Origin of the sequence: Paucibacter sp. DJ2R-2, from assembly GCF_025717675.1 — a bacterium.
In the GTDB taxonomy this organism is placed as follows: Bacteria; Pseudomonadota; Gammaproteobacteria; order Burkholderiales; family Burkholderiaceae_C; genus Paucibacter_A.
Genome location: NZ_JAJIRT010000001.1, coordinates 694,965 through 717,098, shown reverse-complemented (window position 1 = coordinate 717,098; position 22,134 = coordinate 694,965). Strand labels below are relative to the sequence as shown.

The 22,134-nt window shown below is 64.6% G+C and carries 22 protein-coding genes; 11 read left to right on the top strand and 11 right to left on the bottom strand.

All coding sequences use genetic code 11. The features are described from left to right. The first annotated feature begins 104 nt into the window (after positions 1–104). Complete coding sequence (locus LNV28_RS03190; protein WP_263516537.1) at positions 105–479, top strand: HU family DNA-binding protein; 375 nt, start codon at positions 105–107, stop codon at positions 477–479. A 154-nt stretch (positions 480–633) separates the two neighbouring features. Here the strand turns inward: LNV28_RS03190 and LNV28_RS03185 are convergent, their stop codons facing one another. Genes LNV28_RS03185 through LNV28_RS03175 form a run of 3 tightly spaced genes read right to left on the bottom strand, consistent with a single transcriptional unit; the run spans position 634 to position 1,999 of the window. Then, a complete protein-coding gene (locus tag LNV28_RS03185) occupies positions 634–924 on the bottom strand; it encodes an antibiotic biosynthesis monooxygenase family protein (RefSeq protein ID WP_263516538.1) in 291 nt (96 codons plus the stop codon). 53 nt (positions 925–977) lie between these two features. Beyond that, positions 978–1,874, bottom strand: coding sequence for a transporter substrate-binding domain-containing protein (locus tag LNV28_RS03180; RefSeq protein WP_263516539.1), 897 nt, complete (start codon positions 1,872–1,874; stop codon positions 978–980). After that, entirely contained in the window at positions 1,871–1,999 is a 129-nt protein-coding gene (locus LNV28_RS03175; RefSeq protein ID WP_263516540.1) for a hypothetical protein, read from the bottom strand. Before LNV28_RS03175 ends, LNV28_RS03180 begins: the two co-directional genes overlap by 4 nt. A gap of 78 nt (positions 2,000–2,077) precedes the next feature. Here LNV28_RS03175 and LNV28_RS03170 point away from each other — a divergent pair, with 78 nt between their 5' ends. Both LNV28_RS03170 and LNV28_RS03165 read left to right on the top strand, forming a co-directional pair. Then, on the top strand, positions 2,078–2,890 hold the full coding sequence (locus tag LNV28_RS03170; RefSeq protein WP_263516541.1) for an enoyl-CoA hydratase-related protein: 813 nt from the start codon (positions 2,078–2,080) through the stop codon (positions 2,888–2,890). Beyond that, the gene (locus tag LNV28_RS03165) at positions 2,890–4,419 is read left to right on the top strand and encodes a 3-hydroxyacyl-CoA dehydrogenase (RefSeq protein ID WP_263516542.1); all 1,530 of its coding nucleotides are present in this window, start codon (positions 2,890–2,892) and stop codon (positions 4,417–4,419) included. Before LNV28_RS03170 ends, LNV28_RS03165 begins: the two co-directional genes overlap by 1 nt. An 82-nt stretch (positions 4,420–4,501) precedes the next feature. On the opposite strand, the gene LNV28_RS03160 is transcribed toward LNV28_RS03165, so the two are convergent. Both LNV28_RS03160 and pcaF read right to left on the bottom strand, forming a co-directional pair. Then, complete coding sequence (locus LNV28_RS03160) at positions 4,502–5,383, bottom strand: IclR family transcriptional regulator domain-containing protein (protein WP_263516543.1); 882 nt, start codon at positions 5,381–5,383, stop codon at positions 4,502–4,504. A 599-nt stretch (positions 5,384–5,982) separates the two neighbouring features. Next, the gene (gene pcaF / locus LNV28_RS03155) at positions 5,983–7,185 is read right to left on the bottom strand and encodes a 3-oxoadipyl-CoA thiolase (protein WP_263516544.1); all 1,203 of its coding nucleotides are present in this window, start codon (positions 7,183–7,185) and stop codon (positions 5,983–5,985) included. A gap of 312 nt (positions 7,186–7,497) precedes the next feature. Between pcaF and LNV28_RS03150 the strand changes: the two genes are divergently transcribed. The 5 genes from LNV28_RS03150 (at position 7,498) to LNV28_RS03130 (ending at position 13,056) form a co-directional block, all read left to right on the top strand. Then, a complete protein-coding gene (locus LNV28_RS03150; RefSeq protein ID WP_263516545.1) occupies positions 7,498–8,778 on the top strand; it encodes an HD-GYP domain-containing protein in 1,281 nt (426 codons plus the stop codon). Next, positions 8,775–10,907, top strand: coding sequence for a putative bifunctional diguanylate cyclase/phosphodiesterase (locus LNV28_RS03145; RefSeq protein WP_263516546.1), 2,133 nt, complete (start codon positions 8,775–8,777; stop codon positions 10,905–10,907). Before LNV28_RS03150 ends, LNV28_RS03145 begins: the two co-directional genes overlap by 4 nt. Before the next feature lie 73 nt (positions 10,908–10,980). Then, positions 10,981–11,304, top strand: a complete 324-nt coding sequence (locus tag LNV28_RS03140) for a DUF1840 domain-containing protein (RefSeq protein ID WP_263516548.1) — start codon at positions 10,981–10,983, stop codon at positions 11,302–11,304. Positions 11,305–11,308: 4 nt separating this feature from the next. Further along, a complete protein-coding gene (locus LNV28_RS03135; RefSeq protein ID WP_263516549.1) occupies positions 11,309–11,953 on the top strand; it encodes a histidine phosphatase family protein in 645 nt (214 codons plus the stop codon). A 167-nt stretch (positions 11,954–12,120) separates the two neighbouring features. Next, a complete protein-coding gene (locus LNV28_RS03130) occupies positions 12,121–13,056 on the top strand; it encodes a porin (RefSeq protein ID WP_263516550.1) in 936 nt (311 codons plus the stop codon). Between the two features lie 78 nt (positions 13,057–13,134). Here the strand turns inward: LNV28_RS03130 and LNV28_RS03125 are convergent, their stop codons facing one another. Genes LNV28_RS03125 through LNV28_RS03100 form a run of 6 tightly spaced genes read right to left on the bottom strand, consistent with a single transcriptional unit; the run spans position 13,135 to position 18,472 of the window. Beyond that, positions 13,135–14,433 (bottom strand): FAD-dependent oxidoreductase, encoded by a 1,299-nt coding sequence (locus LNV28_RS03125; RefSeq protein ID WP_263516551.1) that lies wholly within the window; start codon positions 14,431–14,433, stop codon positions 13,135–13,137. Then, entirely contained in the window at positions 14,430–14,690 is a 261-nt protein-coding gene (locus tag LNV28_RS03120) for a (2Fe-2S)-binding protein (protein WP_263516552.1), read from the bottom strand. The genes LNV28_RS03125 and LNV28_RS03120 overlap by 4 nt, the downstream gene beginning before the upstream one ends. Beyond that, complete coding sequence (locus LNV28_RS03115; RefSeq protein WP_263516553.1) at positions 14,683–15,840, bottom strand: NAD(P)/FAD-dependent oxidoreductase; 1,158 nt, start codon at positions 15,838–15,840, stop codon at positions 14,683–14,685. The genes LNV28_RS03120 and LNV28_RS03115 overlap by 8 nt, the downstream gene beginning before the upstream one ends. Further along, a complete protein-coding gene (locus LNV28_RS03110) occupies positions 15,840–16,784 on the bottom strand; it encodes a 4-hydroxyproline epimerase (RefSeq protein ID WP_263516554.1) in 945 nt (314 codons plus the stop codon). The genes LNV28_RS03115 and LNV28_RS03110 overlap by 1 nt, the downstream gene beginning before the upstream one ends. A gap of 25 nt (positions 16,785–16,809) precedes the next feature. Then, complete coding sequence (locus tag LNV28_RS03105) at positions 16,810–17,502, bottom strand: GntR family transcriptional regulator (RefSeq protein WP_263516555.1); 693 nt, start codon at positions 17,500–17,502, stop codon at positions 16,810–16,812. A 40-nt stretch (positions 17,503–17,542) separates the two neighbouring features. Beyond that, a complete protein-coding gene (locus LNV28_RS03100) occupies positions 17,543–18,472 on the bottom strand; it encodes a dihydrodipicolinate synthase family protein (RefSeq protein WP_263516556.1) in 930 nt (309 codons plus the stop codon). A gap of 236 nt (positions 18,473–18,708) precedes the next feature. Between LNV28_RS03100 and yajC the strand changes: the two genes are divergently transcribed. From yajC to secF, 3 genes are all read left to right on the top strand, one after another. Further along, positions 18,709–19,035 (top strand): preprotein translocase subunit YajC, encoded by a 327-nt coding sequence (gene yajC / locus LNV28_RS03095; protein WP_263516557.1) that lies wholly within the window; start codon positions 18,709–18,711, stop codon positions 19,033–19,035. Between the two features lie 147 nt (positions 19,036–19,182). After that, positions 19,183–21,072, top strand: coding sequence for a protein translocase subunit SecD (gene secD / locus LNV28_RS03090; RefSeq protein WP_263516558.1), 1,890 nt, complete (start codon positions 19,183–19,185; stop codon positions 21,070–21,072). An 18-nt stretch (positions 21,073–21,090) separates the two neighbouring features. After that, a complete protein-coding gene (gene secF, locus LNV28_RS03085) occupies positions 21,091–22,125 on the top strand; it encodes a protein translocase subunit SecF (RefSeq protein ID WP_263516559.1) in 1,035 nt (344 codons plus the stop codon). Positions 22,126–22,134 lie beyond the last annotated feature (9 nt).

Here is a 22,134-nt window from a genome sequence, read left to right as displayed (position 1 = left end):
CTGCAGAGCCAGCTTTTTGCAAGCAATCATCGGGCTTGTCGCGGATTCGTAGAAAATAGGCCCGCCCGAGATGGTCGGGCAACTACCTGAGACGAGATTCTGGAATGAACAAAACCGAACTGATCGAACACCTGGCCAGCAAGCACGAACTGACCAAGGCCGAAGCCGGCCGCATCCTGGAAACCCTGCTGGACGCTGTGGTCACCACCGTCAAGAAGGGTGGCGCTGTGTCTATCCCCGGCTTCGGTTCCTTCAAGCAACACGCCCGCGCAGCCCGCACCGGCGTGAACCCCAGCACCGGCGACAAGATCAAGATCGCCGCTGCCAAGCTGCCCAAGTTCACTCCGGGCGCTGGCTTCAAGGCCGCCGTGGACCCCAAGGCTGCGGCTCGCAAGGCTGCCAAGACCGCTGCGGCTCCGGCCAAGGCTGCTGCCGCCAAGCCCGCTGCCAAGCCGGCTGCCAAGAAGGCCAAGAAGTAATTCTTGCCGTCTGAGCGATGAGCGCCGACTGGCGCTCGTGGCGAGCGATGAAAGAAAGAAAAAGCCGCTGCCCCTGTTCGGGGTCAGCGGCTTTTTTGATTCATGGCATCTGCTGCGAGCCGCCGTGAATATTCCCCGCTGTGGCTGGGGAGCCTCAGATGGCGCCGAAGTGCTCGACCTTGGGCGGCTCCGCGAAGAAGGGCCCGACGATGGCACGCCAGGCGGGGAACAGCGGGCTGCCTCGGAAATGCACGGTGTGGTCTTCCAACGTGGCCCATTGGATCTGCAGCAGATAGCGTTCGGGCGACTCGATGCCGTGTTGGACCTGGGCACTGATGAAGCCTCGGGCCTGGCTGATGACGCTGGCGATGCCGTGCTGAATGGCAGCTTCGAAATCGGCCTGCTGGCCGGGCTGTATGCGGATGTCGGCGACTTCAAGAATCATGCGGGCTTCCTTCGTGGGCAAGGGAAAGGTCAGGGATGAAGACGGGGCTCGGATCAGTGCCCGTCCGCTTGATGCAGGCGGCTGCGCACCAGAGGGTGCCAGAGGCGGCTGTCCTGCAGCGGGGTTTCGGGCGGCAGATCGGGGTTGGGCACGCGCAACCAAAGCCGCTCGGCCAGGCGGGCCCGCGTGAGTTGCGCGCCCACCGTGCGTTCGAACAGGGCCAGAAAGCTGCCATCGGCCAGTACCAGCTCCCAGCCTTTGCGAAGCCGCTCGGCCAAGATCGGTTTCTGCGGACTGACGAAGAAATAGAAGGCGGCCGGGTAGGCAATCAGCCAGCGTTCCAGCACCCCCAAATCAGGCAGGGCGTCAATGATTGGGTAGACCTCGGTGGCGCCCAGGGCGAACAGGTCCACGCGCTGGCGGCGCAGCATCTCCGGGAAAGTGGCGAGCTTGGGCAGTCGCTCCAGGCGCCAGCCGGCCGCGGCCAGGATCTGGGTGTCCGGCCAATCGGCCACCTGACCCATGCGCAAGGCCTGCGCCTGGGCGTTGCTGCTCACCGCGTCCAGCTCGGCCATGCGGCTGCGCAAGGCAATCGGTAGGCGCACGCCCATCAGCCCGCGGTAGAGGCAGACGCGCACCGGCAAGCTTTGCCGTTCGCGGGTCGACGAGCTCATGGCGCTGATCAAGTCGATCTCGCCACTCTGGATCTGCAAAAACGCGCGGTTCTGCGACACCACCTCGCTCGCCTCCAGGCGGTAGGGTCCGTGGCTGGCCACGGTTTTGTCCAGCAGCAGCTGCAGAACCGTTTGCTCGTAGCTCAAGACCTTGGCGTTCTGCCCTTGGCTCAATGCGTGGCGCACCACCAGAACCGTCTCGTCCTGCGCTTGGCTGAGTGGGCTGAGCAGGGCGCCGCCCAGCAGGCTCAGCAAGGAGCGGCGTGGCAGGCTCATGCCAGGCAGCGCTGAAACAGCGCTTGGGTGTGCTCAGAGTCGGCCTCAGGCTGCTCCCGCGCGATGGCTTCGATCTGCAACGCTTCGCCCTGCAATTGCCGGGGCTGGATGAAGGGCGCGAACATGCGGCGATTGTGCCGCCAAGCCTCCAGCCCGGTGCCACTGCGCTGCGATACTTGTCGCACAACAAGGAGCATTCTTCCGTGGAGACATTGCATATCGAGGTCGATGCGCGCGGCGTTGCGCGTCTGACCATGAACCGCCCCGAGGTGTTCAACGCCTTCAACGAGCTGATGATTGCCGAATTGGCCCAGGCCTTTGAGCGTCTGGTGGCCGACCCTCATGTGCGCATGATCGTGCTGGCCGGTGCCGGCAAGGCCTTCAGCGCCGGCGCCGACATTCAGTGGATGAAGCGAGCGTCCGAGGCCAGCCAGGACTGGAATCTGGCCGATGCCCGCAAGTTTGCCGATATGTTGCAGCGCATCGCCCATTGCCCCAAACCGGTGCTCGCACGCATCCAGGGTCTGGCCCTGGGCGGTGGTGTCGGCCTGGCTGCGGCCTGTGACATCGCCGTGGCCAGCAGCGAGGCCAAATTCGCGGTCAGCGAGGCCCGCTTCGGCATCCTGCCGGCCGTCATCGGCCCCTATGTGATCAATGCCGTCGGCCCGCGCCAGGCCAAGCGACTGGCCCTGACGGCCAGTCGCATCGGTGCCGCCGAGGCCTTGAGTCTGGGTCTCGTGCACGAGGTGGTCGATGCTTATCAGCTCGACGCGGCGCTGGCGCGCTGGATCCACGAGTTGCTGCAAAACGGGCCCGGTGCGCAAGGCGAGATCAAGCAGCTGTTTGCCCAGCTGGAGGTGGGCCCGGTGACGGCCGAGGTGCGCGAGCTGACCGCGCAGACCATCGCTCGTGTGCGCCTGGGCGACGAGGCGCGCGAAGGGTTTTCGGCCTTTCTCGCCAAACGACCGGCGGCCTGGGTGCCGGCGCTCGATGATTCCGCCAAGGAGGGCGTGTGATGACGGATTCGCTGAATTCCAGCGCTTGGCAGATCGCCCGGCTGCCGGCTGCCGATGCCCTGGTCGGCGTGGTTGGCGCGGGTGTGATGGGCGCAGGCATTGCCCAGGTGGCGGCCCAGGCCGGCCATCCGGTGCGTTTGCTCGATGTCCGTGAAGGCGCAGCTGCTGCGGCCTTGGCCCAAATCGGCAAGGGCTTGGACGGCCTGGTCAACAAGGGCCGCATGGAAGCGGCCGAGCGGGCCGAGATCATGGCTCGCATCCAGCCAGCCCGCCTCGCCAGCGAGCTGGCGCAGGCCACTCTGGTGATCGAGGTCATCGTCGAGAAGCTGGAGCCCAAGCAGGCCTTGCTGCAGGAGCTGGACGGCTTGCTCGGCGAGGGCGCCATCATTGCCACCAACACCTCGTCCATCAGCGTCACGGCGCTGGCCAATGGCATGAAGCATCCGCAGCGCCTGGTCGGCATGCACTTCTTCAACCCGGTGCCCTTGATGAAGCTGGTCGAGGTGGTCTGGGGCGCTGAGACGGATGCCGGCGTGGCCGGGGTGATCGCTCAGCTGGCGCGCAGCTGGGGCAAGACGCCGGTGCACGCCAAGAGCACGCCGGGCTTCATTGTCAATCGCATCGCCCGGCCTTACTACGCCGAGACCCTGGCCTTGTTGCAAGAGCAGGCTGGAACGCCCGAGTTGATCGACCGCGCCTTGCGCAGTGCAGGCTTCCGCATGGGGCCTTGCGAGCTGATGGATCTGATCGGGCACGACACCAATTATTTGGTCACCCAGTCGGTGTTCGAGGCCAATTTCGGCGACAAGCGTTACCAGCCTTCGCTGGTGCAAAAGGCCTTGGTCGACGGCGGCCGCCTGGGCCGCAAGGTCGGCAAGGGCTTCTACGCCGGCCCGCCGGCGCCGCCCTTACCGCTTGAGCCGGCCAGTTCTGCTCTGCCGCCGCTCAGCCTGGTGGGGCGTGGTCCGCTGGTCGAGGCGTTGGCGGCTTGGTTCAGTCATCGGGGCCTGAGCTTCAGCCGCGGCGAATCGGCCGACTGGGCGGGTCTGGTCTTGGGCGAGATGCATCTGCACCTCAGCGATGGCCGCACGGCCGCTCAGCTCGCGCATGAGCGCCGCTATGGCGAGCTGGCCGTGATGGACTGGCCGGTGGCGCCCGATCGTATCGACGGCCTGGCCGTCGCTTTTGGCCCGCGTTGTTCGGCGGCGGCACGCGAGGCGGTGCGTCAGCTCTGGCATGCGCTGGGCTGGGAGCTACTGGAGTTGCGCGATGTGCCGGGCCTGGCTGTGGCACGCACCGTGGCCATGCTGGTCAACGAGGGCAGCGATGCCGTCTGGCAGGGCGTCTGCGACGAGCAAGGCGCCGATCTGGCGATGAAGCTGGGTGTCAACTACCCGGCCGGGCCTTTCGAGTGGCTGGCGCTGCTGGGCGCGGCGCGCGTGGTCGAGCTGTTGGATGCTTTGTTTGCCGCCTACCGCAGCGAGCGCTACCGCGTCAGCCCCTTGCTGCAGCAGCGCCGCTGGGCCTGATCAGCGGCCGCCTCAGCGGCAAAAAACAAAGCCACCGCGCCGGTTCGGCGGGGTGGCTTTTTTCATGGGCGCAGTGCGAGCTTCAGAGCAGCATGCGCAGATGGGCTTGCGCCTGCAGCAGCGGCGGCAAGCAATGCTCGACCATCTGGTCCATGCTCATGCGTGAGGCGTGGACGCTGATGTTCATGGCCGCCACCACGTCGCCGCGGTAGTTGCGCAGCGGCACGGCCACGGTGCGCAGGCCCAGCTCCAGCTCCTGGTCGATGCAGGCGTAACCAAGGGCGCGGGCGCGGGCGATCTCGATGCGCAGGCGTTCCGGGTGGGTGATGGTGTGCGGCGTCAGCGGGGTCAGCTGCTGGCGGGCGATCCAGTCGTCCACTTCGGCCTGCGGCAGGGCGGCCAGCATGACGCGACCGTTGGCGGCACAGTAGGCCGGCACGCGGGCGCCCGGCTGCAGCGTGGGGGAGACCACGCGGCCTGCGCTCGTGGCGGCGATGCAGATGACGTCGCCGCCATCCAGCACGCCGGCCGAGCTGGCTTCCTTGAGCGCATAGGCCAGCTTGTGCAGCTCAGGCTCGACGATGCGAGGCAGCCGGGCCGAGTGCATATAGCTTTGCCCCAGGCGCAGCACCTTGGGCGAAAGGGCGAACATCTTGCGGTCCTGGGTGACAAAGCCCAGATGGGTCAGGGTCAGCAGGTAACGGCGTGCAGCGGCTCGGGTCAGACCGGTGCGGCCGGCGACTTCGCTGATGGTCAGGCGGGGGCGCTCCTGATCGAAGGCTTCGATCACGGCCAGGCCTTTTTCCAAGCCGGCCACGAGATCGCGCTTGAGCGGACCTTCGTTCGCTGCGGCAGCTTCTGGCTTCTGGGAGCTGGAGTTCAGGCCACCCTTGTCGAGGGCGGGTTCGGCAGGCGTTGTGAGCGCCAGGGCGGACAGGTCTTCAAATGCGCGGGCAGCAGACATGATGATGTGTGTTGGGCGCCCTCAAGGCTCAGAGCGCGTTTCAGGATTCAAGAACAATCAAAAATTTCACTGCCGCCGGGCACCGCGTCCCGGTTCAGGCACTGGCGTCGAGCTGGCGCGCTCACCGTCTTGCAAGGCCGCCCGATCAGGGCAGACACACACGCGGTGCAGCCATGGCCTGCTGCAGCGCGCATTTTCTATCAGCGAATGCTTCGCATTTGCGCTGACGGACAAAAACAAGTCGATGAGTGCGGCGAAATCGGCGCTTGGAAGTCCGGCGAGAGTGAAAGAAGAGAAAGACGAAAGCTGAAATCTATGGCCTCAGCGCACATCACTTCGGGTGTTTGGCCCCGGTCTTGCCCCCCTCAGAGCAAGTTCCTCGCGTGATGTCCGCTCGGTGAATTGAATTCAGTATCCCATGCACATCAGTCCATGCCAAAAGACATGCGGAGGTCTTGTGAGGCTGCCCCGAAAGTTCCAATCTGGCGTTCTTGGGTGCAATTGCTTGGGGTGTTGGCTTTTGTTTGAGCGGGAAAAATTTCGATTGACGCGATTTTCAATCGAAAATCTTTCCCTTTCTTGGCTTTGTGCCGCCGGGCTTAGACCCGCTCGATCACCACCGCGATGCCCTGACCCACCCCGATGCACATGGTGCACAAAGCGTAGCGACCGCCACTGCGCTCCAGTTGGTTGACCGCTGTGGTCAGCAGGCGTGCGCCGCTGGCGCCGAGCGGGTGACCCAGTGCAATGGCCCCACCGTTTGGGTTGACGCGAGCGTCATCATCGGCCAGCCCCAGCTGGCGCAGCACGGCCAGGCCCTGGGCCGCGAATGCTTCATTGAGTTCGATCACGTCCATCTGCGCGAAGCTCAGGCCGGTCTGAGCCAGTACTTTGAGCGTGGCCGGCGCCGGGCCTATGCCCATGATGCGAGGCGGCACGCCGGCGGTGGCCATGCCCAGCACGCGGGCCCGCGGGGTCAGGCCATGGCGCGCGGCGGCGCCTTCGCTGGCCAGCAGCAGAGCGCAGGCACCATCATTGACGCCCGAGGCGTTGCCGGCCGTGATCGTGCCATCGGGCCGGACGATGGGCTTGAGTCGCGCCAGGGCCTCGAGGCTGGTGGCGCGCGGATGCTCGTCCTGGTCCACGATGATGGGCTCGCCCTTTTTCTGCGCCAGGCTCACAGCGACGATCTCGTTGGCGAAAAAGCCGGCTCGCTGCGCTGCCACGGCTTTCTCTTGGCTGGCCAGGGCCATACGGTCTTGGTCGGCGCGTGAGATGCCGAAGTCGCTGGCCACGTTTTCTGCTGTTTCCGGCATGGAGTCCACGCCGTACTGCGCCTTCATCAATGGGTTGATGAAACGCCAACCGATGGTGGTGTCATAAATGGCATTGCTGCGGGCAAAGGCGCTTTCGGCCTTGGGCATGACAAAAGGCGCCCGACTCATGCTCTCAACTCCACCGGCCAACATCAGCTCGGCTTCACCGGCTCGGATGGCGCGCGCCGCCGAGCCGACCGCGTCGAGGCCCGAACCGCAGAGGCGGTTCAGCGTCATGCCAGCAACGCCGACCGGCAAGCCGGCCAGCAGGGCCGACATGCGCGCGACATTGCGGTTGTCCTCGCCGGCTTGGTTTGCGCAGCCATAGAACACATCGTCAATGGCCTCCCAGTCCAGCTTGGGGTGTCGCGACATCAAGGCGCGCAGCGGAATCGCGCCCAGATCGTCGGCGCGCAGCGAGGCGAGTGCGCCACCGTAGCGGCCGAAAGGTGTGCGGATTGCGTCGCAGATGTAGGCGTGGTTCATGGCTCTGGCTCCAGCGAAAAGGTAAAACTACCCTTGCATCTCGCCCAGCTGCAGCTGAGCCGCGGAGCGCCGATATCAGTCAGGCAGTGTGTGGGTCGATTGGGATTTGGTTCTTAATTAGAACATTGGTTCATTTGATGAACAATCCCGGCATGCAGGGTCCTGTTCAAGCGCTTGACAGCGTGACAATTTGCACGCGATTCGGCGGGCGGTCAGCTTCCATCGGCAATACTCGCAGAAGGGCTCAAGTTTGGCCGCAGCGTGGCCGAAGCTCAGCCAGAGGGCGCCGCAAAAAAAAGGCGTAGGAAGAATATGAAGGACACAACTGCCGATCCTTTGATCGATGTGGGCCAGCTCAAGGTGGGGATGTTCATCCACCTGGATTTGGGCTGGATGTCGCATCCCTTTCCGCTCAGCAGTTTCAAGCTGAGTTCTGAGGACCAATTGCTGATCCTGCGTCGGCTTGGGCTGACGCAGGTGCGCTGGAGCCCGAGCAAGAGCGAGTTGCAGGCGGAGGCTGTCCCCCTGCCCGCCGAGTCGGTTGCGGCGACGCTGCCCGCGGAGTTGTCGGCCGAAGAGTTGGCCCGTGAGGCTCATCGCAAGTCTCTGGAGGCACAGCGTGCCGCGCTGAGCCTGTGTGAGCGCCAGTATGCCGAGGCGGCCGGAGCCTTTCGCGGCGTGATGGAGCAACTGGCAACGCAGCCACGTAATTCCCGGGACCAGGCCACCGCCCTGACCGCCGCCTTGCTGGACAAGATGCTGGTGGAGGGCGATCTCAATATCCGCCTGCTCAACGAAGGTGCCGGCGACCGCGGCACTGCACATGCGCTCAATGTCTCGATCATCTCCTTGTTGCTGGGCCGTGCCTTTGGCTTGGGGCGCGAGGAGATGATGGACCTGGGCGTGGGAGCGCTGCTGCACGATATCGGCAAGACCGAGGTGCTGGCTCGTCTGCGCCACCGTGACGACAGCTTCACCGCAGCCGAGCTGCAAGGCTATCAGGACCACGTGGCCAAAGGTGTGGCTCTGGCGCAGAGCATGGGGCTTTCGACCGGCCCACTGCTGGTGATCGCCCAGCACCATGAGAACGCCGACGGCAGTGGCTTTCCGCAGCGCATCAACGTCGATCGTATGAGCGCAGGTGCCCGCATCGTCTCCTTGGTCAACCGTTTCGACGGCCTGTGCAACCCCTTGTTGGCTTCTAAGGCGATGACGCCGCATGAAGGCTTGTCCTTGATGTTTGCGCAAGGGCGCAATCGTTTTGACGCCACCATGCTGAATGCTTTCATCCGCATGATGGGCGTCTATCCGCCGGGCTCGACGGTGCAGTTGACCGATGACCGCTTCGCCTTGGTGGTGGCGGTCAATTCGTCGAGGCCGCTCAAGCCCAAGGTCATGGTTCACGACCCGCGCGTGCCGCGGGAAGAGGCCTTGGTCCTGAACCTGGAGCAGCATGCCGATCTGGGCATACGGCGCAGCCTGAAGCCGCAGCACCTGCCGCGCGCTTCGCTGGAATACCTGAGCCCGCGCACCCGCGTGGCCTATTTCTTCGAGCCCGTCCAAGGGCTCGGCAGTTCGGAGCTGGCTGCGTGACCCTGGTCAGCCTGCAGCTTCCCCCCTTTCCGACCGCCGCCCCGCTCGCTCAAGCCGCCCTTCTCGAGGGCATGCTGGAGGCCGCGTGGCTGGTCGATGGGGGCAGCCGCCGCATCCTTGCGGTGAATGCGGGCGCCGTGGCCTTGCTCGGATCGAGTGCCGGGCAGTGGGTCGGGCAGAGCGTGGAGTCCCTGGCCTGCACACCCGAGGACCTGCTGTTCTGGCAAGAGGCAGCGCAGGACAGCAGCGCTCAGCTGCTCTCGGATACCTTGCTGCGCCATGCCGATGGCCAGATGCTCTGGGTGACTCGGCGCATCAGTTTCATCCGTGATGGGGCAGCGCCGGGCGGTGGCTTCTGGCTGGTCTCGGTGCGGGATCAGACGCCGCAGCGCCAGGCCGAGGAAGAGCGCGAGGCCTTGGTGGCCGAGTTGCAGGCCACGCTGGAGTCGACGGCCGATGGCATTCTCGTGGTCGATCTGGCCGGGCGCATTCGCTCCTTCAATCGTCGTTTTGCCTCGCTCTGGGGCATCCCGCCGGACCTCTTGCGCGAGCGCAATGACGAGGCCGTGCAAACCTGGATGCGGCGCAGCGTGGTCGACGGGGCGGCTTATATGGCGCGCCAAGCAGCCATCCAGGACGCTGCTCTGCTGCAGAGCAGCGATGTCATCAGCCTGCTCGATGGCCGTGTGCTGGAGCGGGTGTCGCTGCCGCAGTTCAGCCGCGGTCGGCCGATCGGGCGTGTCTATTCCTACCGCGACCTCAGTGAAAAGCTGGCCGCCAGCCAGCGCATCGAGGAGCTCGCGCATTCCGATATGTTGACCGGCCTGCCCAACCGGCGCGCCCTGGCCGAACGCATCGATCACGCCCAGGCCATGGCCAAACGCGAAAGTGCGCCGTTTGCGCTGCTCAACGTTGACCTGGACCGCTTCAAACAGATCAATGACACCCTTGGCCACTCGTATGGCGACCGGGTGCTGCGCGAGGTGGCGGAGCGCTTGAAGGCTTGCTTGCGCGAAGTGGATCTGGTGGCCCGACTGGGCGCCGATGAGTTTGCGCTGCTGATTCATCAGGCCGATGCCCGCGGTGCCGAGAATGCGGCCCGGCGCGTGCAAGAAGCCATGGCGCGGCCTTTTTGCTTCGACACCCTGAGCTTCACCGTCACTTGCAGCACCGGCATCGCCCTGTTTCCGGGCGACGGCAGCAGCGCCGACGAGTTGCTGGGCAGTGCCGAGCAGGCCATGCATTGGGTCAAGGAGAGCGGTCGCGCGGCTTTCCACTTCCACCAGCCGCGCAAGGACGTCGACCTGTTGTCGCGCATGCGCTTGGACCATGCCATGCGGCAAGCCTTGCAGGAAGGACAGTTCCGTCTGCACTACCAGCCACAGATCAATCTGGCCAATGGCCAGGTGATTGGCGCGGAGGCGCTGATCCGCTGGCGTGATCCCTTGCGCGGCGAGATTTCGCCGTCGGAGTTCATTCCTGTGGCCGAAGAAAGCGGCTTCATCGTCGCCATTGGCGAGTGGGTCTTGCATCAGGCCGTGGAGCAGGCCGCGCGTTGGTTGCGCCAGGGTTGGCGCATGCCGGTGGCTGTGAACGTCTCGGCCCTGCAGTTTCAGCAAAGCCAATTTGCCGACACGGTGGCCCATGCTTTGCGTGCCTCGGGCCTGCCGCCGGGCTTGTTGGAACTCGAACTGACCGAATCCATCCTGCTGCGCGATGCCGAGGAAGCGCTGCGCCGGCTCCAGTCACTGGCTGCGCTCGGCGTCGGCATGTCCATCGACGACTTTGGTACCGGCTATTCAAGCTTGGGCTATCTCAAGCGCTTCCCGATCCAGAGGCTCAAAATCGACCGCAGTTTTGTCACCGGCCTGCCCGCCGATGCCAGCGACGCCGGCATCGTCAATGCCATCATCCAGATGGGCCAGGCCTTGCGCCTGCACGTCATTGCCGAAGGGGTGGAGACCGAGGCCCAGCGCGACTTTCTACTGCGCGCCGGCTGCGATGAGTTCCAGGGCTATCTTTACGCACCCGCTCTGGGGCCGCAGGAGTTCGAGGAGCGAGTCTGGCGGCGCGGCGGCCCCAATCCACCGGGTGTGGGTATGCGTTTGATGGGTGGCTTGCTGATCTGAATCGCCAGATGCGCGCTGGGCTTAGGCCCACAATGAGGCGTGTTCAACAGCGATCTCGTGGAGGATGTCCGCCATGATTTATCGATTCAAATCCAAGGCTGGTGCTGACGTCATCATGCTTCAGCCCCAGGGCGAACAGATCCTTCGCCTGTTGGGTCGCGAAACGGCCGACCCAGGCTTGCTGCGAGGCGCGCAGCTACCTGAAGCCAGTGCCGCGCTGGAGCGGGCCGTGGCCGAGGACGAAGCCGCTTTTGCCCGACTGCAAGACGAAGCCGCTGCGGCTGGCGAGTCGCCGCCGCGGCGCGAAGGCATCAGTCTGCGTCAACGCGTCTGGCCTTTGCTGGAGCTGATCGGTCATGCCCAGCGGGCCGAGGCTGATGTGGTCTGGGGTGGCTGAGTCCATGCCGCTCGACAGCAGCACCCGCGTTCTGGCCATACGCCATGGTGAAACCGCCTGGAATCGCGACAAGCGCATCCAGGGTCAGCTCGATGTGCCCCTGAACGCCGTTGGCGAGGCGCAGGCCCGACGGTTGGCTGCCGCCTTGGCGGGTGAGCGTATTGATGCGGTTTACAGCAGTGATCTGGGGCGAGCCCGTCAGACCGCCATGGCGCTGGCGGAAGGGGCCGGGCAAGCCTTGCAACTGGATCCGGGTCTGCGTGAGCGCCAGTTCGGCATCTTCGAAGGGCAGACTTGGTCAGAAATTGCCGAGCGGTGGCCCGAGCAGAGCGAACGCTGGCGCCGCCGCGATCCCGAATTCGGCGCTGCCGGCGGCGAAACGTTGGCCGACTTTTATGCCCGCAGCGTGGCGGCTACAGAGCGGCTGCTGGCCCGGCATGCAGGGCAGACCGTGGTCCTGGTGACGCATGGCGGCGTGCTCGACTGCCTCTATCGGGCCGCCACCCGCCTGCCCTTGCAAGCGGCCCGCACCTGGACCCTGGGTAATGCAGCCATCAACCGTCTGCTCTATTCGGATGCGGGCTTCATCCTGGTGGGCTGGAATGATGGCGCTCACTTGGATGGGGCCGCGCAAGACGAGTTCGCCTGACGGTCGGCGCAAGTGCTGAAGCGCACAGAAAAGGGTTTAACAGAGAAGTGTTGCAATTTCGCGTCGCTGACTGATTCCTTGCGCGGTCGACTTCTATACTCCCGTCACATTGCGTAGAAGACCGGGTGGCTAAGCCCGGCACAAATTCAACTCACATAAGGCATACGATGAAAAAGATCGCACTCGTGGCTGCTATTGCAGCACTGGCCGCTCCCGCTGTTTTCGCCCAAAGCTCGGTCACCCTGTGGGGCCGTATCAACACCACCGTTGAGAGCCAGAAGGTTGGCGCCGGTGATCGCAAGGTCGTCGTGGCAAACAACGCCTCGCGTCTTGGCTTCAAGGGCCAAGAAGATCTGGGTGGCGGCTTGAAGGTCAGCTTCGCCCTGGAGCACGGCCTGAATTCCGACGACGGCAAGGCTTCCGGCGACTTCTGGGGCCGTGAGTCCTCCGTGCAGCTGAGCGGCGCTTTCGGTGCCGTGCGTCTGGGTCGTTGGACCCCGGGCTCCTACTTCGCCACTGCTGACTACATCAGCAACCACAACCACGACACCGGTTCTTCCTCGGACGAGCTGTATTCGTTTGCGACCTTCAAGCAAAAGAACAAGGTCGGCTATTTCACCCCCACCGTGGGTGGATTCTCCGGCGAATTCTCCGTTGGTGCCGGCGAAGGCGCACCTGAAAAACGCAGCTTCGACGCCTCGGGTTACTACGACCAAGGCCCTCTGCACCTGGGTGCTGGCTACAGCAAGGTCGGCAGCGCCAAGCAGTATGCCGTGCGCGGTCTGTATGAATTGGGTTCGGTCATCCTGGGCGCCTATGTCCAGCGTGAAGACATGGGTACTGGCAAGAACGACTCGCGTACTATCGCTCGCGTTTCGGCCATGTACGTCATGGGCGCTTCGGAATTCCACCTGAATGTCGGTGGTTCCAAGGCTGGCGGTTCGATCGGCTCCAATGGTGCCAAGCAGTACACCCTGGGTTACAACTACAACCTGAGCAAGCGCACCAAGCTGTACGGTTTCTACACGGCCATCGATTCGACAGCAGCGAAGAGCGCTGGCGATTTCAGCTCGCTGGCCGCTGGTATCCGCCACAACTTCTGATCGACCCCGATCACAAGCAAAAAGCGACCTTCGGGTCGCTTTTTTCATGGTCGATGCACTGGCCGGCGAACTGGGCGATCAGTCTTCTGCGAAGGCGCCCAGCCTCCCTGGCTGTAAGGGCGCTCGGAGTCCGCGAGTCTGTTGCGCAGGCCAGCCCAGCAGGGATTCTGTGATCGGGCCGCAGATGCGGCCTTGGCAGGCGCCCATGCCGCAGCGGGTCTGCAACTTGGCATCGCGCCAGTCGCTGTGGGCCTTGAGGGCGCCAAGACGGATGTCTTCACAGCGGCACACCAAGGTCTGGGCATCGGGCAATTGCAGCAATTCCGGTCGCAAAGCAAAGTGCGTCTCCAAATGCCGGGCGAAGCGCAACGCATGTCGACGCGCTGTTGCCGTCGCCAGCGTTTGAGATGACAGCAGCGACTGAGCCGCAAGCGCGCCCTCCGCCAGGGATTTGTCCACGCCGCCAATGCCGGTGCACTCGCCGGCGGCATAGATCCCGGGGACCGAACTGCCCATGCCTTCGTCGACGGCAATCGCGCCGTCCGGTCGCAGCTGGCAGCCCAGCAGCTGCGCCAATTCGGTGTTGGGCAGCAAGCCAAAGCCAATGCCCAGGGCATCGCATGGCAGTTCCCAGCGAGCCTGGCCCTGAGTAATTTGCACCGATTGCAAACGGTCCTGCCCCATGGCCGCCTGCACCCAGGTGCCAGCTCGGTATGGAATACCACGCAAGCGCCAGGCCAGGCTCACTGCTTGCGTGGCCTTGCTGGCTTTCAGGCCGGCCGCAAAGCGGATCAGCTGCCCACGCGAGGCCTGTTCGGCGATCAGCAGGACCTGAGCGCCGGCCTGTCGCACCGTGTCGGCCGCCGCCAGCAGCAAAGGACCGCTGCCCGCCAGGACTACGCGCTGGCCGGCAATGGGCCAGCCCTGCTTGACCAGCGCTTGCAGGCCGCCGGCGCCCGTCACGCCGGGCAGGGTCCAGCCGGGGAAAGGCAGGTGACGCTCACGGCCACCGAGGGCCAGCAGCAGTTGTGGCGCCGCGACGTGCAAGGCCTGCGATCCCGTCGCTGCAGGCGTCTGTAGGCGCAGGCCGTGCAGAGCCCCCGGAGCTTGCTCTCGGGGCTCTGCGGCGATCACCGTACATCCGAAGCAGGTCTGCAACAGCGGGTGGCGCAAGGCGCTGTCGAGCTGGCGCTGCCAGTCCATTGGCAATCCGGCTCGCCAGATCTGGCCGCCGGCGCGCATCGATTGATCGATCCAGATGACCCGGCGGCCCGCGTCTAGCAGGGGGAGCAGTGCCGCGATGCCCGCAGGGCCGGCGCCGACGATGATGACATCGGCCTCCCGCCGGGCCGAGCTTGCTTGCACGACCGTTTTCATGCCTGGGTCTCGATGCGCATGCCCTCGGCCACCGGTGTCATGCAGCCCAGGCAATGATCCAGGCCATCGATACGGACGCGGCATTCCTGGCATTGGCCCATACCGCAGAACGCGGCCCGCGGCTGCCCGTTCTCGGCGCGGCGGCTGTGCGCCAGGCCCGCACGCTTCAGCGCGGCGGCGACATGGCAGTGGGCGGGCACGCGTTGGGCTTGGCCGTTGATATAGACCTGGATATCGGCGGCGGGCGCATCAGGCATGGGCGGGGCTTTCTTGGAAACGCTCGGGTCTGAACGGGTCGGGTTTCAATGTCGTGGCCTGCCCCAGGCTCAGCTGCACCAGCAGCTCGGCCGTGGCCAGGGCGGTGGTGATGCCCAGGCCTTCGTGCCCGGTGGCCAGCCAGCCGCGGTGCAGGCCTGGGTGGGCGCCGATCAAGGGTTGGCCGTCGCGGCTGGCCGGGCGCACGCCGGTCCAGCAGCGCAGCAGGCTGAGTTCGGCCAGGCCGGGCAGGTAGTGCAGGGCCTGGCGCAGCATCTGCTGCAGCAAGAGGGGATCCAGTTCTCGGTCGTCACGGCCAATCTGGCGTGAGGAGCCGATCAACAGCTGCCCGCCTGGCCGCGGCTGCAAATTGAAGGACACGGTGTCCTGATCCACCAGATGGGCGCGTTTCAGGTAGCCCAGCTCGACCAGTTGGTGCTGCACCCGGCCGGGGTGGCGCTGGGTGATGGCCAGATGCCCCTTCTTTGGCAGCAGCCAGCCGGTAGGCAGCTGCTCTTGCGCGGCCAGGCCGGTGCAGATCACCGTCATGGCACCCCAGAGCTCGCGACCGTCGTCCAGGCGTACGGAAGCACCCTCGAAACCTACGGCCCGAGCGCGGAAGACCTTGGCCTGCGCCTCCTGCAGCCAGCGAGCGGCCACACGCGGGGGGTAGACGCGGCCGTCGTCCGGCACATGCAGAGCACCGAGCAGGTCACGGCGCAACATGGGCTCAGCTTGTGCCAATTCTTCGGGGCTCAGTAGCTCAGCGGCCAGGCCCTGTTTGTGGAACCAGTCTCGCTTGCGTTCGGCCAGGTCCAACTCTTCGGCGTCGGCGGCCAGCCAGAGCGTCCCGCAGCGGCTGTATTCGGCCAGCTCGCGGTGCGCCTCTTGCTCCAGCAGCCAGTCTTGCCAGAGCTGCAGGCTGCGACGACTCAGGTCCGATTCAATCTGGTCCGCCGGATCCAGAGCGTCGACGGTCAGCAGATGGCCCATGGACGCGGCGGTCGCTCCGCCACCGATGGGCCCAGCTTCGACCACGGCCACGCTCAAGCCTTGGCGCGCGTACTCGCGCGCGCAGGCCGCGCCGATGATGCCGCCGCCGATGATGATCACATCGGCATGACGTCGGGTGGGTAGGGACTGGGCGGCCATCAGCCGCCGCTTTCGCCCCTGATGCCCCAGGCAAAGGGGTCGCCGGGCTGGAAGACCAGATTCGCATCGAGGGTGACGAAGGCCTGGCCATGAATGCTGGGCAGCACACGGCCGTGGTCTGCGGGCTGATAGCTGGCCGTGAAGTGGCTGCCGATCACGCTTTCCTGCACCCAGTGCGCGCCGGGCGCCAGCTTGCCCTCGGCCGCCAGGCAGGCGATCTTGGCGCTGGTGCCGGTGCCGCAGGGTGAGCGGTCATAAGCCTTGCCCGGGCAGAGTACGAAGTTGCGGCCATGGTGGACGGGGTTCCGGGCCGGACCGATCAGCTCGATGTGGTCGATTTCCTGGCCATGCTCGCCACGGATGCCCTGCGCCTGCAGGGCCTGGCGGATGCGCCAGGACAGATCGGTCAGGGCTTCGACTTCGCTCAGGCGCAAGTCCAAACCATGGTCTTCGCAGAGAAAGAACCAGTTGCCGCCCCAAGCCACATCGCCATGAACGAAGCCATGGCCGGGCACCTCGACGGGCAGTTGGCGTGCCCAGCGGTAGGCCGGCACATTGGCGACGGTGACACTGCCGTCTTCGTGGAGCGTGGCGCTGACTGTGCCGACCGGCGTTTCGATGCGGTGCTCGCCGGGCTCGATGCGCCCGAGATAAGCCAGGGTGGCGACCAGGCCGATGGTGCCGTGACCACACATGCCGAGGTAGCCGACATTGTTGAAGAAGATCACGCCGGCGCTGCAGCTTGGGTCTTGTGGCGCGCACAGCAGTGCGCCAACCAGCACATCCGAGCCGCGCGGCTCGTTGACGATGGCGCTGCGCCAGGCGTCGTGCTGCTCGCGCAGCCGCGTCAGTCGCTCTGCCATGCTGCCGCTGCCCAGGTCCGGGCCGCCGTCAATCAGGATGCGGGTCGGCTCGCCGCCGGTGTGGGAATCGATGATGCGCATGGCGTGAGGGTGGCTGAAAAAAATGTCAGGCGATGACGACGCTGGCGAAGCTGCGTAGATAGTCCATCAAGCCATCGGCCGCAGCGCTGGCGCGCTCGGACTCGCCGGCCGCGATGGCTTGCGCCAGCATCAGATGGCAACGCGAGCCTTCGCTCATATCGCCCTGGTGTTGATAGGCATACCAGAAGCGCCTGCACTGAATGATCATGGGTACGACGGCGGCCACAGCGAACGGGTTGCGGCAAGCCGCGTGAGCCACATGGTCCAGAGCCTGGTCGGCCGCCATATAAGCCGCCAGATCGCCCACTTGGCTGGCTTCGATCATCTGCTGGGCGCAATGCAGCAGGTCCTGGCGTTGCTGAGGCGTGGCACGCCGCGCCGCGGTGGCGGAAATCAAGCGTTCCAGCGCCCGGCGCGCCTCGATCAGATCCAGGTGCTCGGCCAAGCGAATGTCGCTGACCAGCAGGCCGCGGCGCGGCTGCTGCACGATCAGGCCGCTGGCCACCAGGCGCATCAGGGCCTCGCGCGTGGGCGTGCGGCCCAAGCCGGTGCGTTCGATCAGCTCCGCCTCGACGATGGGTGCGCCCGGGCGCAACTCCAGTGTGGCAATCATGGACTCCAGCGCGTCGTAAGCCTGGTCGGCATAGCGACGTTTGTCCGGGTCGGCCAGGCCCGCTGCGGCTGAAGTTGGAGTGGCGTCCTGTGGGCTGTGTTTCATACGCACATCATCGCAGGCCGGCGGGCCGCGTCAGCGACGTTCAGAACAGGCCGCTCAGATCCGGGCGGGTGTCCAAGCCTTTCTGGATGATGGCTGTCACGCGTTCGCGCTCTGCGCCGACCAAAGGCAGGCGAGGGCGACGCACGATTTCATTGCCGACCCCGGCCATGGCTTCCGCCAGCTTGATGTTCTGCACCAGCTTGGCGCTGACATCGAGATGCAGCAGGGGCATGAACCACTGGTAGATCTTCAGTGCTTCGTCGTAGCGCTTGGCCTGCATGAGTTTGTAGATGGCCACGGTCTCGGCTGGAAAGGCGTCGCACAGGCCGGCCAGCAGACCCTCGCAGCCCAAGGCCAGGGCCTCGAAGCTGAGGTCATCGACGCCGATGAAGAGCTGGTAGCGCGTGCCCAGGGTGTTGCGCAGGTCGGTGATGCGGCGGATGTTGTCAGTCGATTCCTTGATGGCCACCAGCCATTCGCAATCGGCCAGCTCGGCCATGTCCTCGGGCTTGAGGTCGACCCGATAGGACACCGGGTTGTTGTAAATCATGATGGGCAGCTGGGCGGCCTCGGCGATGGTGCGCACATTGGCCATGGCTTCGCGCGTGTCAGCCGGGTAGAGCACGGCGGGCATCAGCATCAGGCCCTGCACGCCCAGCTTGGCGGCGGCTTCGACATAGCGGATGGCATTGCGCGTGCTGGTTTCCGACACATTGGCCAGCACCGGCACGCGGCCGGCCGAGACGCGCAGGGCGGTGGCGGCCACTTCCAGCTTTTCCTCCAGTGTCAGCGTGCTGGCCTCGCCCAGCGAGCCACCGGTGACCAGGCCGTGCACGCCGTTCTGGATCTGGAACTCGAAATGGCGCTCCATTTCGGCGATGTCCAGATCCTCGTTGGGCTTGAACTTGGTGGTGACGGCGGGGAAGACGCCGGTCCAGCGAGGCAGATGGGAGGCGAGGGATGAAGTCATGGCGGGGTCTGCTTGGGTTGGTATTCTGTAAATATATTAACGACACGACTTGCTGTCAAGCCCTGGCGACCCCAGATGGGCCTCGGTGCAGCAAGCTTGCCGCGCAGCCGCTATGCAGGAGGACCCCAGCATGGCAGGCCGCAGGCGGCGCATACAATCCGCCGTTCATTCGGGCACCGGCCCTGCGTGGCAAGGGCATGGCCCGGTGTCCGCATTCAAATCAAAAGGGAATTTTCGTGTTCATTTCCAATGCTTTCGCCCAGGCCGCGCCTGCTGCTGCCACTGGTACGGAGTCCAGCCTGCTGAGCATGCTGCCTCTGGTGCTGATGTTTGTGGTGCTTTACTTCGTGATGATTCGTCCGCAGATGAAGCGCCAGAAGGAACACAAGGCCATGATCGATGCCATCGCCAAGGGCGACGAGGTCGTTACATCGGGCGGCCTGTTGGGCAAGATCAGCAAGGTCGGCGAGAGCTACCTGAGCCTGGAAGTGGCCAACGGCGTGGAACTGCAGGTGCAGCGCGGCGCCGTCGTTCAAGTGCTGCCCAAGGGCACGATCAAGTAAATAGAAACCGGGTCCTGTCCGCCGCAAGGCGCGGCAAGGACTACCCAGCCAGTGCGCCATTGGCGTGCCGGCTCACCTGGCACCGCCGCCGCCCCGCCATGCCTGCGCATGGGCGGCTGGGGGGCTCGGGCCTGAGAGGATTCCTTCATGAACCGTTATCCGCTGTGGAAGTACGCGATCCTGGTCGTCGCGTTGCTGATCGGCTTCATCTACACGCTGCCGAATCTGTACGGTGAAGCGCCTGCCGTGCAGGTCTCCAGTGGCAAGGTCACCGTCAAGGTCGACTCCGCAGTGGCCACGCGCGTGGAAAAGGCGCTCAGCGATGCCCAGATCAAGGCCGATTTCGTTCAATTTGAAGGCGGCTCGGTCCGGGCGCGATTTGCCGACCTGGACACCCAGGTCAAGGCCAAGGATGTCATCAGCAAGGCCTTGAACGCCGACCCGAATGACCCGGGATACATCGTGGCACTGAATCTGCTGTCGCGTTCGCCGCGTTGGTTGACCGCACTGCACGCCAACCCCATGTACTTGGGCCTGGACTTGCGCGGCGGCGTCCACTTCCTGATGCAGGTCGATATGAAGTCGGCTCTGACCAAGAAGGCCGAAAGCTTGACCGGCGATGTGCGCACCATGCTGCGCGAGAAGAACATCCGCCATGCCGGCATCAGCCGCGATGGCAATGCTGTGGGCATCACCTTCCGAGAGGAAGCGGTGCGCAAGCAGGCCCTGGCCGTGCTCAACGAACAACTGCCTGATGTCCAGTGGCTGCCGCTGACCGAAGGCCTGGACCTGCGCTTGGTCGGCACGCTGAAGCCCAAGGCCCAGGTGGCTGTGCAGGATGCAGCGCTTCAGCAGAACATCACCACGCTGCACAACCGGGTCAATGAGCTCGGTGTGGCCGAGCCCGTGATCCAGAAGCAGGGCGCTGACCGCGTGGTCGTGCAACTGCCGGGCGTGCAGGACACGGCCAAGGCCAAGGACATCATCGGCCGCACCGCCACGCTGGAACTGCGCATGGTGGACGACAGCGCCGAGGCGCAGGCCGCACTGGCCGGTAGTGGCCCTGTTCCTTTCGGCACCGAGCGGTTCATCGACCGCGGTTTCGGCCCCATCATCGTCAAGCGCCAGGTGGTGCTGACCGGTGAAAGCCTGAACGACGCTCAGACGACCTTCGACGACAAGCAACAGCCTGCCGTCAGCTTGACCGTGGACGCCAAGGGCGCCCGCATCATGAAGGACATCTCGCGCGAAAACATCGGTAAGCGCATGGCCATCATCTTGTTCGAAAAGGGCAAGGGCGAGGTCGTGACCGCGCCGGTGATCCGTGGCGAGCTGGGCAATCGCTTCCAGATCTCGGGCTCCATGAGCACACAGGAAGCCAACGACACTGCATTGCTGTTGCGCGCCGGTTCCCTGGCCGCACCGATGGAAATCATCGAAGAGAAGACGGTCGGTCCCAGCCTGGGCGCAGAGAACATCGCCAAGGGCATCTTGAGCGTGACCTGGGGCTTTGTGGCCGTGGCCGTGTTCATGTGCGTCTACTACATGCTGTTCGGTGTGTTCTCGTCCCTGGCGCTCGGCTTCAATCTGCTGATGTTGCTGGCCCTGCTGTCCATGCTGCAGGCCACGCTGTCCTTGCCGGGTATCGCCGCGATTGCGCTGGTGTTGGGCATGGCGATTGACTCCAATGTGCTGATCAACGAGCGGATCCGGGAAGAACTGCGCGCCGGTGTGGCGCCACAGGCGGCCATCAGCATCGGTTACGAGCGCGCGTTCGCGACCATCCTGGACTCGAACGTAACCACCTTGATCGCCGGCATCGCCTTGCTGGCCTTCGGTTCCGGTCCGGTCAAGGGCTTCGCCATTGTTCACTGCCTGGGCATCCTGACGTCGATGTTCTCCTCGGTCGTCTTCTCGCGCGCTCTGGTCAATCTTTGGTACGGCCGCCAGAAGAAGCTGAAGTCGCTGTCGATTGGGCAGATCTGGAAACCCGCAGCGAGTCCCGAGGCTGAGCAGCAGCCCGCGGCCAAGGCCTAATCAAGAAAGCCTCGAATCATGGAACTGTTCCGAATCCAGCGGGATCTCCCGCTGATGAAGCATGCGTTGATCTTCAACGTCATCTCCTTCCTGACTTTTGCCGCAGCCGTTTTCTTCCTGGTCACGCGCAGCCTGAACTTCTCGGTGGAATTCACCGGTGGCACCGTCATCGAGATCGAGTACGCCAAGACGGCGGAACTCGAGAAGACCCGCCATGTGGTCGAAAAGATGGGCTTTGGCGAAATCGTGGTGCAGAACTTCGGCAGTTCGCATGACGTCATGCTGCGCCTGCCTTTGCGCGGCGACATCAAGCAGACCGAGCAGGTGGACCGCGTTTTCTCCGAGCTGTGCTCGGCCGAATCTGGCCGTATCAGCCAGCGTCAAGTCGTCAGCGACAAAGGCGAGGCCATCAGCAAACAGGTCTGCCTGACCGAGGCCGGCGCCGAGCCGGTCAAGCTCTCTCGCAGTGAGGTGGTGGGCCCAGCGGTGGGCGAAGAGTTGGCCCATGACGCGGCCCTGGCTCTGATTGTGACCGTGGTCGGCATCATGATCTACTTGGCCTTCCGCTTCGAATGGAAGTTTGCCGTGGCCGGCATCATCGCCAACCTTCACGACGTGGTCATCATTCTTGGTTTCTTTGCCTACTTCCAGTGGGAGTTCTCTCTGGCGGTGTTGGCCGCGATCCTGGCGGTGCTGGGCTACTCGGTGAATGAGTCGGTGGTGATTTTTGACCGGGTGCGCGAAGCCTTCCGCAAGTTCCGCAAGTTGAACACCCATCAGGTGATTGACCACGCGATCACCAGCACCATGAGCCGCACCATCATCACGCACGGCAGCACCCAGTTGATGGTGTTGTCCATGCTGATCTTTGGCGGCCCGACCCTGCACTACTTTGCCGTGGCGCTGACCATTGGCATTTTGTTCGGCATCTACTCCTCGGTTTTCGTGGCCGCGGCGATCGCCATGTGGTTGGGTGTCAAGCGCGAAGATCTGGTGAAGACGCCCATCAACAAGGAAGATCCTGACGATCCAAACTCTGGAGCCGTGGTGTAGAGTGGCCGA